This window comes from Enterobacter cloacae complex sp. 2021EL-01169, assembly GCF_020733125.1.
GTDB lineage: Bacteria > Pseudomonadota > Gammaproteobacteria > Enterobacterales > Enterobacteriaceae > Enterobacter > Enterobacter roggenkampii.
This window is the reverse complement of the sequence record NZ_JAJFTC010000001.1, coordinates 433,324-447,456: the sequence shown is the minus strand read 5'-3', so window position 1 is coordinate 447,456 and position 14,133 is coordinate 433,324. Positions and strand designations below refer to the sequence as shown.

Annotated in this window: 12 protein-coding genes and 1 pseudogene; 5 read left to right on the top strand and 8 right to left on the bottom strand. The window is 57.3% G+C overall.

The window, feature by feature from the left end:
- The 8 genes and pseudogenes from LLF79_RS02030 to LLF79_RS01995 form a co-directional block, all read right to left on the bottom strand.
- Complete coding sequence (locus LLF79_RS02030; protein WP_084833344.1) at window positions 1-765, bottom strand: SDR family oxidoreductase; 765 nt, start codon at window positions 763-765, stop codon at window positions 1-3.
- A 50-nt stretch (window positions 766-815) separates the two neighbouring features.
- The gene (gene mdtQ / locus LLF79_RS02025) at window positions 816-2,234 is read right to left on the bottom strand and encodes a multidrug resistance outer membrane protein MdtQ (RefSeq protein WP_227879037.1); all 1,419 of its coding nucleotides are present in this window, start codon (window positions 2,232-2,234) and stop codon (window positions 816-818) included.
- Between the two features lie 201 nt (window positions 2,235-2,435).
- On the bottom strand, window positions 2,436-3,830 hold the full coding sequence (locus LLF79_RS02020) for a glycoside hydrolase family 1 protein (protein WP_032652739.1): 1,395 nt from the start codon (window positions 3,828-3,830) through the stop codon (window positions 2,436-2,438).
- A 12-nt stretch (window positions 3,831-3,842) separates the two neighbouring features.
- Window positions 3,843-5,808, bottom strand: a pseudogene (gene bglF, locus LLF79_RS02015) (PTS beta-glucoside transporter subunit IIABC).
- A gap of 24 nt (window positions 5,809-5,832) precedes the next feature.
- Window positions 5,833-6,666: a BglG family transcription antiterminator LicT gene (gene licT, locus LLF79_RS02010; RefSeq protein WP_023293816.1), complete on the bottom strand. Its 834-nt coding sequence runs from the start codon at window positions 6,664-6,666 to the stop codon at window positions 5,833-5,835.
- A 166-nt stretch (window positions 6,667-6,832) separates the two neighbouring features.
- Window positions 6,833-8,104 carry a carbohydrate porin gene (locus LLF79_RS02005; protein ID WP_227879036.1) on the bottom strand — a complete coding sequence of 424 codons (1,272 nt, stop codon included), beginning with the start codon at window positions 8,102-8,104 and terminating at the stop codon, window positions 6,833-6,835.
- A 302-nt stretch (window positions 8,105-8,406) separates the two neighbouring features.
- On the bottom strand, window positions 8,407-9,339 hold the full coding sequence (gene dusC / locus LLF79_RS02000; protein WP_008500912.1) for a tRNA dihydrouridine(16) synthase DusC: 933 nt from the start codon (window positions 9,337-9,339) through the stop codon (window positions 8,407-8,409).
- A gap of 41 nt (window positions 9,340-9,380) precedes the next feature.
- Complete coding sequence (locus tag LLF79_RS01995; protein WP_227879035.1) at window positions 9,381-10,178, bottom strand: helix-turn-helix domain-containing protein; 798 nt, start codon at window positions 10,176-10,178, stop codon at window positions 9,381-9,383.
- A 59-nt stretch (window positions 10,179-10,237) separates the two neighbouring features.
- Between LLF79_RS01995 and LLF79_RS01990 the strand changes: the two genes are divergently transcribed.
- The 5 genes from LLF79_RS01990 (at window position 10,238) to sanA (ending at window position 14,078) form a co-directional block, all read left to right on the top strand.
- Window positions 10,238-10,942: a type 1 glutamine amidotransferase gene (locus LLF79_RS01990; protein WP_227879034.1), complete on the top strand. Its 705-nt coding sequence runs from the start codon at window positions 10,238-10,240 to the stop codon at window positions 10,940-10,942.
- A gap of 190 nt (window positions 10,943-11,132) precedes the next feature.
- Window positions 11,133-11,528: a CidA/LrgA family protein gene (locus LLF79_RS01985; protein WP_014884558.1), complete on the top strand. Its 396-nt coding sequence runs from the start codon at window positions 11,133-11,135 to the stop codon at window positions 11,526-11,528.
- Window positions 11,525-12,220: a CidB/LrgB family autolysis modulator gene (locus LLF79_RS01980; protein WP_008500916.1), complete on the top strand. Its 696-nt coding sequence runs from the start codon at window positions 11,525-11,527 to the stop codon at window positions 12,218-12,220. Before LLF79_RS01985 ends, LLF79_RS01980 begins: the two co-directional genes overlap by 4 nt.
- A gap of 129 nt (window positions 12,221-12,349) precedes the next feature.
- Window positions 12,350-13,234, top strand: coding sequence for a cytidine deaminase (gene cdd, locus LLF79_RS01975; protein ID WP_023616716.1), 885 nt, complete (start codon window positions 12,350-12,352; stop codon window positions 13,232-13,234).
- A gap of 127 nt (window positions 13,235-13,361) precedes the next feature.
- The gene (sanA, locus tag LLF79_RS01970) at window positions 13,362-14,078 is read left to right on the top strand and encodes an outer membrane permeability protein SanA (RefSeq protein ID WP_008500918.1); all 717 of its coding nucleotides are present in this window, start codon (window positions 13,362-13,364) and stop codon (window positions 14,076-14,078) included.
- Window positions 14,079-14,133 lie beyond the last annotated feature (55 nt).

The window sequence follows — 14,133 nt, the reverse complement described above, 5'->3', positions numbered from 1 at the left end:
CTATCCCTCCGGCTTAAACTGCGGGTTCGCCAGCATAAAGCCCCCGTCGACGATAAACGATTGCCCCGTTGCGTAGCTGGCGTCGCTGTCGCACAGCCACGCCACCAGGCTGGCAATCTCTTTCGTGTGGCCCGGCCTTGCCAGCGGGATTTCCGGCATGGAGCCTTCCTTCACTTCGCTGTCGTCCATGTCGTTCATCGGCGTGGCAATCGCACCCGGCGCGACGGCGTTCACCAGAATGTTGTGCTTCACCAGCTCCATCGCCATGGATTTGGTTAAGCCGCCGAGCGCGTGTTTTGCCGCCGTGTAGGCACTCGCTTGCGGCAGAGGCGTGTGTTCATGCACCGAGGTGATGTTCACAATCCGCCCCCCTTCCCCCTGCTTCACCATCTGCCTTGCGGCTATCTGTGAACAGAGAAACGCACCGTCCACGTCGACGGTGAAAATATTCCGCCAGTCGTCAAACGGCATCTCGAGGAACGGCGCTTTGGTCATCGCCCCTGCATTATTGACCAGCACGTCCAGCCGGCCAAAGCGCGCAATCAGCGTCTCTATTGCCTCAGCGCCTTCCGGCAGGGTGCTTAAATCAAGATGGACAGCCTCCGCGCGCTGCCCCTGCGCTTCGACTTCACGGCAGGTTTCCAGCGCCCCTTTCTCATCCGAGTGCCAGGTGACGCCAATATCAAACCCGCGCTCAGCCAGCATCAGGGCCGTGGTTTTACCGATCCCGGAATCCGATGCGGTCACAATCGCTACTCTGGTCATACTCACCTCCTGAAAAACTGCAAAGAGGTAAGTATAGTTAATGACCTTTTTTAGTCATGATGATAGCCACCGCCCAGCGCGGAGGTCAGCTGCAGCGTGGCGTCCACATACTGCCCCTTCAGCAGCAGTCCTTCGAGGTGCTCTTTGAGGGCCGGTATTCTGGCTTCACTGACCCGGGAGCCCGCAACGATCCCCGCGCTGAAACGCGCCTGCGCCAGCGCTACAACCCGTGCCGCATCTTTTTCAACCTGCTGCTGGTGGCTGTTTTTCGCCATCAGCGTTTCGACTTCACTGGCCGTGTGTGCCACCTGATTGACGGCCTCTACCACCGCTTTGTTGTAGTTGGCTACCGAAAGGTTGTTCTGCGCCTGAGCGATATCCAGCCCGGCGTTAAGCCTGCCGCTGTCGAAAATCGGCAGCGTCAGCCCGGCGGTCACGCCCATCTGCTGCGCGGACGAACGGAACAGATCGCTCAGATGGAGAGCATCCTGCTGTAAGAACGCCATCAGGTTCACGTCAGGATAAAACGCCGCTCGGGCGGCCTCCACTTCGCTCATGGAGGCTTCGATATACCAGTGCGCCTCCTGCAGATCCGGACGGCGTGCCAGCAGTTCATAGCCGAGCGTCGACGGTAGCGAGGCTTCCACCGTTGGCAAGGCGTGCCGCGTCAGCTTCACGGAGGAGGCGTTCGTCAGCGCGACCAGGCGCGCCTCAATGGCTTTCATTTTCCCGTTGACTTCGGCCAGCTGCTCTTCGGTTTTGCTGGCGTTGATATCCGTTTCAACGCCCTCCACGGAGGAGGTGATCCCGTGTTGATACAGCTCGCGATCGGCACCGATAATATTGTCCTGCTCATGTTTAATCTGCGCGAGGACCTCCCCCACGGCGGCCTGCGTTTGCCACTCCCAGTAGAGCCGCGCCACGCTGCTGGCCAGCAGCTGACGGGTCTGCTCCAGCTCCGCTTTTTGCGCATTCACTTTGCCAATCCGGGCTTCGACCTGCGCGCGATTTTTTCCCCACAGATCGAGATCCCAGCCTGCCGTCAGGCCAAAGGTGCCGTTGGTGTACCACGGCCCGGTTGTCCCTGCCGCCGGGTCGGTAATGGCAAAGGGCCCCATCAGCCCCTCGGCGGACATTTTCTGACGTTCGGCATCCGCTGAAAAATCGATCTGCGGACCGTCGGCAGCCATAGCCGCTTTGGCCTGGGCTTCCGCAAGCGTAATGCGCTGACGGGCAATCTGCATATCCGGCGCATCGCTTAATGCTTTCGCAATAAGCCCGTTAAGTTCCGGATCGTTATATGCTTTCCACCACTCATTTTTCGGCCAGTCCTTATGATTCAGAACCGTATTCACCGACGCCGCCGTGGTTTGCGTTTTAATGGGAGATACCGTGGCATGTTCAGGCGCACAGGCAGCCAGAATAAAAACGAAGGGAGCACACAGAGATAAAATAAGAGAACGTTTCATGACGCCATAAACTCAAAAAATAAAGGCGCAAATTACGCTTGATTCTCTTTATTTTTTTAGTAATGCGTGGCAATGCGTAAATTGTCATAGATTTAAATATACGGAAAAATATTCACCAAAATTATTATTTAAATTGAATTATGCAAATAAAAAATAATCAACCCGACAGGGTGAACATCCCCTGTCAGGTTGATCGCTTTATTAAACTTTCAGCGAAGCGCCTTTTGTCGCAATAACCTCTTTATACCAGTAGAAACTTTTCTTACGGCTGCGCGCCAGCGTGCCTTTCCCGCTGTCATCGCGATCGACGTAAATAAAGCCGTAGCGCTTAGAGAGTTCAGCTTTTGATGCGCTCACCAGGTCGATGGGCCCCCAGCTGGTGTAGCCCATCACCTCAACGCCGTCTTCAATGGCTTCCCGCACCTGCACCAGGTGATCGTTGAGATAGCTGATGCGGTAGTCGTCCTGCACTGTGCCGTCTGCGTCCGGTTTATCCTTCGCCCCGAGGCCATTTTCCACGATAAACAGCGGCTTCTGATAGCGATCCCAGAGTACGTTTAGCAGGGTACGCAGGCCGATGGGGTCAATCTGCCAGCCCCATTCGGAACTGGCCAGATGCGGGTTTGGCACCATGCTCAGGATATTGCCGCGCGCCTGCTGGTTGAGGGCTTCATCCGCGGTGACGCAGCCCGTCATGTAGTAGCTGAAGGAGATAAAATCGACGGTAGATTTCAGCGCCTCGCGGTCGGCGTCCGTGACCTCTAGCTGAATGCCGTTGTCGCGGAAGAAGCGCTGCATATACCCCGGGTAGGCGCCACGGCACTGCACGTCGCCAAAGAATTGCCACGCGCGGTTTTCCTGCAGCGTCTCCAGAACATCTTCCGGCTTGCAGGTCAGCGGATACATCAGGCCGCCCAGCAGCATGTTGCCGATTCTGGCATCCGGGATAATCTCATGGCAGGCCTTCACCGCCAGCGCGCTGGCCACCAGCTGGTGGTGGATCGCCTGGTACACCTCCCCTTTGCTGCTGGTTTCCGGCAGACCGACGCCGGTCATCGGCGCGTGCAGAGACATATTGATCTCGTTGAAAGTCAGCCACAGCTTGACCTTCTCTTTGTAGCGCGCAAACACGGTACGGGCATAGCGCTCAAAGAAGCCGATAGTCTGACGGCTGCCCCACCCGCCGTACTGCTTCACCAGCCCCCACGGCATTTCATAGTGCGACAGCGTCACCAGCGGCGTGATGTTGTGCGCGGCCAGCTCGTCAAACAACCGGTCGTAAAACGCCAGCCCCGCCTCGTTCGGCTGCTGCTCGTCACCGTTCGGAAAAATGCGGGTCCAGGCAATGGAGACGCGCAGGCAGCTAAAGCCCATCTCGGCGAACAGCTTGATGTCTTCCGGGTAGCGATGATAGAAGTCGATGGCGACATCCTTGATGCCGCTGTCCCCAGGGACGCGCTCAACTACCGGGCCGAAGACACCCTGCGGCTGAACGTCAGAGGTGGACAGCCCTTTCCCCTCCTCCAGATACGCACCCTCTACCTGATTCGCGGCAACCGCGCCGCCCCATAAAAAATCGTCCGGGAAAGTTTTCATCACGTTCTCCTGTTATTGATGACTGACGCTGAGTAACGGCGCACCGGCATTGACGGACGTTGCCGCCACGGTCGCCACCTCGCGATACTCGTCGCTGTTACTGATAATAATCGGGGTCGCCAGGTCGTATCCGGCATCGATAATCGCCTGTCGGTCAAACTCCAGCAGCAGATCGCCGGGCTGCACCTTGTCACCGACCTTCACATGGACGGTAAACGGCCTGCCGTCGAGCTTCACAGTGTCGATACCCACGTGGATCAACACTTCAATCCCGCTGTTACTGAGCAGGCCGATGGCGTGTTTGGTCTGGAACAGCGAAGCCACCACACCGGCAAACGGGGCAACCACTTTGTTATCGGAGGGAATAATCGCGGCGCCGCTGCCCAGCAGGCCGCTGGCAAACGTGGTATCCGGCACCTGGTCGAGAGCAAGAACGGTACCGGTCATCGGCGATAGCACATCGTTTTCGCCCGCGGAGACCACATTCTCTGGCGCGGTGTTTCCTGGCATACCGGCGAGCAGCGTCAGGCCGCAGCTCAGCACCAGCGCCACCACCGTGCCGATAATGCCTCCCCACAGCGTGGCGTCCACGCCGCCCGGCGGAATCATCTGGGCGATGGTAAAGATATTGGCGAAGCCGAAGGAGTAAACGTGGGTGTCGCTGAAGCCGACAATCGCCCCGCCGATAGCGCCAGCCACGCAGCCAAAGATAAACGGACGGCGCAGCGGCAGGTTTACGCCATACACTGCGGGTTCGGTGATACCAAAAATACCTGCCGTCACGGATGAACCGGCCAGCATTTTCTGACGCGCATCACGGGTACGCAGGAAAATGCCCAGCGCCGCCCCCACCTGGCCAAACACCGCAGGCAAAAGCATCGGCAGCATGGAGTCATGCCCCAGCACCGCCAGGTTGTTGATCATCAGCGGCACCAGCCCCCAGTGCAGGCCAAAAATAACGCAGACCTGCCACAGCGCGCCCATCGCCGCGCCCGCCAGCCACGGTGCCAGAACGTAAATAGTCTGATAGCCGTTCGCCAGCATCTGGCTCAGCCAGGTCGCCAGCGGCCCGATAACGAGGAAAGTCAGCGGCACGGTCACGGCCAGACAGATCAGCGGCGCGAAGAAGTTTTTCATCGAGGAAGGCAGCAGCCTGGTGCTCTGTTTTTCCAGCCAGCAGCTGACCCACGCGGCGAGAATAATCGGGATCACCGACGAGCTGTAGTTGAACCACGTGACGGGGATGCCCAAAAAGGCTTCCGATACCGCCCCCGGCTGCTGGCTGGCGTTAAATGCCGCAATCATCACCGGATGGGTGAGCGCCCCGCCGATCGCCATGGTAATAAACGGGTTGCCGCCGAACTTTTTCCCGGCGGTATAGCCCAGCACCAGCGGGAAGAAGAAAAACAGCGCATCGCTGGCGGCAAACCAGATTTTATACGTGCCGCTCTCGGTCGTGAGCCAGCCGCAGACCACGGCCAGCGCCAGCAGCCCCTTCAAAATACCGGACGCGGCCAGAATGCCGATAAACGGGGTAAAGATCCCGGAGACGATATCAATCAGGCGGCCCAGCAGGTTCCCCTTTTCGCCCTTCTCTTCCACGACAGGGGCATCGTCGGTCAGGCCTGCTTCATTGCGCACTGCCTGCCAGACGTCGTGAACGTGGTTGCCAATCACCACCTGAAACTGGCCGCCGCTTTCGACCACCATGATCACGCCCGGGTTTTTCTTGAGCCCTTCCGCATCCGCCCGTTGATTCTCTTTCAGTTTGAAGCGAAGCCGGGTCGCGCAGTGCACAAGACTGACGATGTTCTCTTTTCCGCCAACGTGGCCGAGAATATCCTTCGCTAACGCCTGGTATTCCATCTCGATTTCCTTACATCCGATGCCCGCAGGCACCTGTTGACTGAGTACAAAAATAAAAAAACCCGAGAACGACCTTCTGACGAAGGCCGCGCTCAGGTTTTGCCTGCGTGATGCAGTAACAATCCTGTTTTGAGGCTTAACGCCCCTCTTTTCTCACCCGCTCGATATGAATGGCGAGGAACATAATTTCTTCGGTTGTCAGCTCACGCTGATAGCTTTTGTTCAGGTGCTGCGCAATTTTCTCGGCGCATTTCCACGCCTTCGCGTAGTTGTCTTTGACTGCGGTATGCAGCGAGACATCGTCATCTTCCACCACGGTGCGGGTGAGCATCCGCTGGGCAAAAAACTTCAGGTGGGTGACGAAACGCTGGTAGCTGAGCGACTCTTCGTCATACTCAAGCTGCAGCTGATACTTCACCAGTTGCAGGATCTCCTGCATCACCCGCGTCACGTGCATCACCTCCGGCATTTCGCTGTTCAGCTGCGCGGTGACCAGATGCAGCGCGATAAAACCGGCCTCATCCTCCTCCAGTTCGACGTTAAGGCGTCTGGCGATAATGGCCCGCGCCTCCTGCCCTAATTCGAACTCCTTCGGATACAGCCGTTTAATATCCCACAGCAGCACGTTTTTGATGGCCAACCCGTTCTTCTGCCGCTCAATCGCAAAGTAGCAGTGATCGGTGAGGGTGATATACAAGCTCTCCTGCAGCTTGCCCAGCCGCTGCGCCGCCAGCCCGATGATGCGGTCGCAGGTGGTCATCACCTCCAGCGGAATCTGACTCAGCAGCTCGCCGAGCCGACGCACCAGTTCATCGCTTTGTAACGCAAACACCTTTTCAACCCGCGCGGTATCCAGCGCTTCTCCGACGCGCTTCTGAAAGGCCAGCCCACGGCCCATCACCACCTGTTCGCGCCCGCGCTCATCCTGAACAACCACCACGTTATTATTGAGTATCTTGGCGATTTTCATCTGAACCCCAGAAACAAAAAAACCTGACCTCCGGCAGATGCCAGAAAATCAGGTTTTGCCTGCCTAAGCAGTAACAATCCAGTTCTGGCACTCTATCAGTTTCATTCGTAGCCTCAATGCGTCACGCGTCAGAAACGTGACGCGGATCGAACTTGCTACCGTGATATCAGAAGGTCACCACCGTTTTCAGCTCGGTGACCCAGGCATCCTGGGTGCGGCTGACCCCGCCGGGATGGTGCCAGTACTGAATGCCCGGCTGCAGTTCAAGCCATGACACCGGACGAAAGCGGTAGTAAAACTCGCCGTTCAGGGAATGGCCCGGCACCGGGTGCCAGGCCGGATTGTTGTAGTCGCTTACGCCGCTCAGGCTGTTCAGGTAACGCTGGTTGCGCGCGTACTGGCTGCTCATATCAATCCAGGTTAAGCCAAAGCCAATCCAGTCTTCCGGTCGCGCATCAAACAGCCCGCGGTAGCGCAGCGAGGCGGCGTAAACCTGATGCTGCGTAAGCTGCTGGTTCAGCCCGGCGTACATGAACCAGGTCCGGCTGTGGGTATCGAATCCGTCCGGGTCCGTCGCGCCCGCCCCGCCGGATTTGCCGCGATAGAGATCGGTTTGCGGCGCGTTGGTAAACACCACGCCCAGGTTGTACGCGCCCGGCAGGCCGTTAATCAGCGGACGCGCTTCGATTTCAACCGGCAGTAAGACCCCTTCGCTGCCCTTCGTCGACCAGCTCCAGGCATGGCTGCGGCTGGCGGCCTGCGGATTTTGCTCCATCACGCCGCCCTTCAGGGTTAGCGTCGGCGTGAGTTTATACGCAAGCGTGGTTCCCCAGGTGTGGACGTTCCAGTTGTTCCAGGTGAGCGAGTTGGCTGACTTTCCGCCGCACTGGGACAGCAGCTGAAAATCACAGGGGATAATTTGATCGAAGGTCTGCACCTTGTTCATCATCCCGATGCGCCAGGTCAGACGCCGGTCGTCAAAGCTGCGGGCAAAGGTCAGCCAGCCCAGACGGGTAATCGACTGCCCGCCCCAGCTCTCCTGGGTCAGATCGTTGAAGTTGACGCGCGGGTCCTGCACGCGTTTGGTGGTGAGATCGTCATTGTGGTTGCGGTTGACGATGTTCCCCTCGATACGCGCGTCCGGGATACCGGTCCAGCGCTCCAGATCCTGGTTGAAGGTCAGCGCGAACTGGTCAATATAGGCCACGTGGGAGTCGTGGTTATATCCGCCACCGCCGTTCCAGCCAATTTCATTCAGGTATCCGAGGTTATAGGTAAAACCGTTATCGTTAAGGATTTTACGTATGCCGAGCATTTCGCCCAGCACAGGCTCCGGCGGAGCTTCCAACCCTAATACCGTACCGTTCCAGTCTTGCGCCATCGACAGCGGGGATATCGCCAATAAGGCGAACGCATAGAGTTTATTTTTATATGCCATGATAACAACCTGTGATTGAGTATTGAGTGCGTAACCGGCCGCAGGAAATTTTTCTATTTCCTGTCGCTATTTCTTTTTTTAAAAATCATTAAAAAGCGCTAAGCCAAATATCTCTCCTGCGTAAATGACAGGCAAAAAAAAACCTAAGCGCCCCACAGCGAAAATGCTGTGGAACGCTTAGGTTTTGCCTGTTAACCAGTCACAATCCTGCGTTGAAAACAGTGGCACCTTAACACCGTCGCGCCACGTTGAAAACCTGAACTGTTTTCTGTTTTAAAAAAGTGTGAGCAATTTAACGCTTATTATTTGGACTGAATCACCCGCGCAATATCAGCCGACGTCTGTAAAGTACGAATCTCCTGAAATAATTCCAGCGCTTCCTCGTACTCTTTGCGTAAATAACTCAGCCACTGCTTAATACGCGCGACGTGATACAAACCGGTGTCGCCCTGCTTTTCCAGACGGCTGTATTTTTGCAGCAGCGTGACGACATCTGCCCAGGGCATACGCGGTTCGTTATATTTCACCACCCGGCTGAGGTTGGGCACATTCAGCGCGCCGCGGCCGATCATTACCGCATCGCAGCCGGTGGCCTGCAGACAGGCCTGCGCGCTCTCGTAATCCCATATTTCGCCGTTGGCGATCACCGGAATGGAGAGGCGTTTGCGGATCTCACCGATCGCCTGCCAGTTTATGCGATCGGCTTTGTAGCCATCTTCTTTAGTGCGGCCATGCACCACCAGCTCGGTGGCCCCGGCCTGCTGCACCGCATCGGCGATCTCGAACTGTCGGGCATCGCTGTCCCATCCCAGCCGCACCTTTACCGTCACCGGCAAATGCGCGGGCACGGCCTCGCGCATGGCTTTCGCGCCGCGGTAAATCAGTTCAGGATCTTTCAGCAACGTCGCCCCGCCGCCGCTGCCGTTCACCAGCTTAGACGGACAGCCGCAGTTGAGATCCACCCCGTAAGAGCCCAGCTCAACCGCGCGGGCGGCGTTTTCCGCCAGCCATTCCGGGTACTGGCCGAGCAGCTGAATCCGCACCAGCGTGCCGGAAGAGGTTCGGCTCTGGTTGTGCAGCTCGGGGCAAAGCCGGAAGAAGGATTTTACCGGCAACAGCATATCCACCACGCGCAAAAACTCCGTCACGCAGAGATCGTAGTCGTTCACCTCGGTCAGAAGCTCGCGCACGAGGGAGTCGAGCACGCCTTCCATTGGGGCCAGTAAAACACGCATAGCAGTACCTGTGAAAAAAGACGCGCTATAGTAGCCGCTCTCTATATCGCTGGGAAGCGCTTCTGTTCAGGCAGAAAGTCACCCGGCGTTGCCCCAACAATGGCGCGAAACGCCGCCGCAAATGCCGCCGGGCCGGAAAACCCCAGCATCCAGGCCACCTGCTTAACCGGGTATCCGTTGGCGAGGAGATCCAGCGAGGCACAAATCCTTGCGCGCTGTCGCCAGGCCCGGAAGCTAAAGCCGGTATCGTTGATAAACGCACGTGAAAATGTGCGTTCAGACATCGCGGCCCGTTCCGCCAGCCTTTCCAGAGAGAGAGCCCAGAGATTGTTGGCAATGAGGTCACAGGCCACGCGATGTAAGCGCTCATCCACGGGCATCGGCAGTTCGGCTGAAATCTGCTGCGTCTCGCTGAGGATGTCGAGCAGCAAAACGGCCATGCTGCGCTGGCTTGCCGGCCGGTATTCCGCGCTGAACAGCCCGGCAATCAGCTCTTTGAACAACGCTGTGGCCATAATCACGTGAACCTCGTCTTTCCGCTTAAAAGGTTCGCATTGCGAAATCAGCGTAGGGCTAAACCAGACCGCGCGAAGCTCCGTTGCGGATAACACGCTGTAGGTATGCTCCTGAAAGGGAGGGATCCACAGCGCGCGCTGCGGCGGTATGACCCAGCGTTGGCTGCCGGTTTCGACCAGCATGACTCCTTTGATGGCAAACAAAAGTTGTCCCTGCGAATGCTGGTGAGGCGGATCGACTTCGCCGCGCGTATAGCGAATTGCCCCTCTTGACCATCCGATAGCATCGTCGTGAATTGGCGTTTTATCGATAACGGTTGGCATTTCACATTCCTCCCTTCCTCTTATGATGCTGCTTGTACACGTAACCAGAGAGAGACGCAATGCACATCCATTTTATTATTCATGAACATTTCGAGGCGCCAGGCGCCTATGAAATCTGGGGGAAAAGTCGCGGCTGCAGTTTGAGCTACACCAGAGTGTATCAGGGCGATCCGTTACCTGAGGAACTGGGGGGCACAGACCTGCTTATCATCATGGGAGGCCCGCAGTCACCCGCCACCACGCGTGAGGAATGCCCCTGGTTTGATGCGCAGGCGGAAAAGGCACTCATCAGCCGCGCGATAGAGGCAGGTAAAACGGTGATTGGCGTTTGTCTGGGCTCACAGCTTATCGGCGAAGCGCTGGGCGCAGCGTTTTGCCACAGCCCGGAAAAAGAGATCGGCAAATTTCCCGTCAGGCTCACAGATGCAGGCAAGGCGAACCCGCTGTTTGAGGGCTTTGGCAGCGTGCTGAACGTCGGTCACTGGCATAACGACATGCCTGGGTTGACGCCGCAGGCTAAGGTTTTGGCTTACAGCGAGGGCTGTCCCCGCCAGATCGTGCAATACAGCGAACGGGTTTACGGTTTCCAGTGCCATATGGAGCTGACGCCGGAGGTGGTAGAGTTGCTGATTGAGCATTCGCAGAATGACCTCCTCCGTGCGGGTGAATTCCGTTTTGTCGAAACGGCGGAAAAACTCCGCTCGCATGATTATCGCGAAATGAACCAGGTGCTGTTTTCTTTTCTCGATAAACTGACCGCCTGACGCTGATGCCTTCTCTGGCGCGTTACTTCGCCACCGCACTCCCTTTCCTCTAAACTGTAGCCTGCACCAGTAAGGTGATACCGGACGTTCCATTCCGGAATGTCTGGTATGCTCAAAATTCATGATGTGATCCGTGGCACATTTTTAGGTTTAATTGTATGATGAATGCGTTTCAGCAAGGACTATCACCATGAGCAAATCATTGAACATTATCTGGCAATATCTGCGCGCATTCGTCCTGATTTACGCCTGCCTGTATGCCGGGATTTTCATCGCGTCGCTGCTGCCCATCACCATTCCCGGCAGCATTATCGGCATGCTGATCCTCTTCGTGCTGCTGGCGCTGCAAATCCTGCCTGCAAAGTGGGTCAACCCCGGCTGCTTCGTCCTCATTCGCTATATGGCGCTGCTTTTCGTGCCTATCGGCGTCGGGGTCATGCAGTATTTTGATTTGCTCAAAGCCCAGTTCGGCCCGATTGTTGTTTCCTGCGCGGTGAGTACGCTGGTGGTTTTCCTGGTGGTGAGCTGGAGTTCACATCTGGTGCATGGCGAACGTAACGTGATTGGGGAGAAAACAAAAAAATGATGGACAATATCTGGTGGTCCCTGCCGCTCACCCTTGCAGTCTTTTTCGCCGCACGTAAGCTTGCCGCGCGTTTCAAAATGCCCTTGCTGAACCCCCTGCTGGTGGCGATGGTGGTGATTATTCCGTTCCTGCTGCTCACCGGCATCCCTTACGAACGCTACTTTGCCGGCAGCAAAATCTTAAACGACCTGCTGCAGCCCGCCGTCGTGGCGCTGGCGTTTCCTTTATATGAGCAGCTGCACCAGATCCGCGCCCGCTGGAAATCCATCATTACCATCTGTTTTGTGGGCAGCCTGGTGGCAATGATCACCGGCACGTCGGTGGCGCTGCTGATGGGTGCTTCCCCACAGATTGCGGCGTCAATCCTGCCTAAATCGGTGACCACGCCTATCGCGATGGCGGTTGGGGGCAGCCTCGGCGGCATTCCGGCCATCAGCGCGATGTGCGTCATTTTCGTCGGTATTCTCGGCGCGGTGTTTGGCCACACCCTGCTGAACGCGATGCGTATTCATACTAAGGCGGCACGGGGGCTCTCGATGGGCACCGCCTCGCACGCGCTGGGCACTGCCCGCTGCGCGGAGCTGGATTATCAGGAAGGGGCGTTTAGCTCCCTGGCGCTGGTGATCTGCGGGATTATTACCTCCCTGCTGGCCCCGTTCATTTTCCCGCTGATTCTGGCAGTGATGGGCTAAAATATGCGATGCGTCGCGCAAATTTCATTTTGATTTCATAAGTTGCATACATAATGAGAAGTGGATTACATATAAAGCCCTGACGGCTCCGTAAACTACCGATCCATTAACCTTTATGAGGCAAACGCCATGCACCCACGTTTTCAAGCTGCTTTCGCCCAGCTTGCAGAGAATTTGCAGTCAGCCCTTGCTCCCGTTCTGGCAGATGCGCACTTCCCCGCCCTGCTGACCGCGGAGCAGGTCACGATGCTGAAACAGGCAACGGGACTGGACGAAGACGCGCTGGCTTTCGCACTGCTTCCTCTGGCTGCCGCCTGCGCGCGGGCCGATCTCTCCCACTTCAACGTCGGGGCCATTGCGCGCGGCGTCAGCGGCACCTGGTACTTCGGCGGCAACATGGAGTTCCTGGGCGCAACCATGCAGCAAACCGTTCACGCCGAGCAGAGCGCAATCAGCCACGCCTGGCTGCGCGGTGAAAAAGCGCTGAGCGCCATTACCGTGAACTACACCCCCTGCGGCCACTGCCGTCAGTTTATGAACGAGCTGAACAGCGGGCTGCAGCTGCGCATCAACCTGCCGGGTCGCGCGCCGCACACGCTGGCGGATTACCTGCCTGATGCGTTTGGCCCGAAAGATCTGGAGATCAAAACCCTGCTGATGGACGAGCAGAACCACGGTTTCGCCCTGTCCGGCGATGACCTGAGCCAGGCGGCGATTACCGCCGCCAACAAGAGCCACACGCCGTACAGCAAATCCCCAAGCGGCGTGGCGCTGCAGTGCCGCGATGGCCGAATCTTCACCGGCAGCTATGCGGAAAACGCCGCGTTTAACCCAACGCTGCCGCCGCTGCAGGGCGCACTTAACCTGCTGAGCCTGAACGGCTATGACTATCCGGACATTCAGCGCGCCATTCTGGCCGAGATTGCCGATGCGCCGCTGATCCAGTGGGATGCCACCGCCGCAACGCTCAAAGCGTTAGGCTGTACGACAATTGACCGCGTACTGCTGGCGTAATCCTTCCGGCGGGCAGAAATGCCCGCCAGTTTGTTGAAAAACCCCTCAGTTGAGTCGCTGTTTCTTGCGCTAACCAGGCGGGTAAAGTAGCCTGAGTTAAATTTCACCTTCGGTACGAGCCATCTGCATGTTAAAGCGCGTTTTTTACAGCCTGTCTGTCCTGGTCGGCATACTGCTGTTGATCGTGCTCGGCCTCGACCGGTGGATGAGCTGGAAAACCGCCCCCTACATCTTTGACGACCTGCAGGACCTGCCCTATCGTCAGGTTGGCGTGGTGCTCGGCACCGCCAAGTATTACCGCACCGGCGTCATCAACCAGTATTACCGTTACCGCATTCAGGGCGCGCTGAACGCCTACAACAGCGGCAAGGTGAACTACCTGCTGCTGAGCGGCGATAACGCCCTGCAAAGCTATAACGAACCGGTGACGATGCGTAAGGACCTGATTGCCGCGGGCGTGGATCCTGCCGATATCGTGCTCGACTATGCGGGCTTCCGCACCCTGGACTCCATCGTCCGCACGCGCAAGGTCTTCGACACCAACGACTTCATCATCATCACCCAGCGCTTCCACTGCGAGCGCGCGCTGTTTATCGCCCTGCACATGGGCATTCAGGCGCAGTGCTACGCGGTGCCGTCACCAAAAGATATGCTGAGCGTGCGCGTCCGCGAGTTCGGCGCCCGCTTTGGTGCCCTGGCCGATCTGTATATCTTTAAGCGCGAACCGCGCTTTTTAGGCCCGCTGGTGCCGATTCCGGCGATGCACGAAGTGCCGGAAGACGCGCAGGGTTATCCTGCCGTCACGCCCGAGCAGCTGCTGGATATGCAGAAAAAAGAGAAATAACGGGACCGCCTTTATACTTTATTTACGCCGGGCCTGACGCTTTTTATCTCCCCTT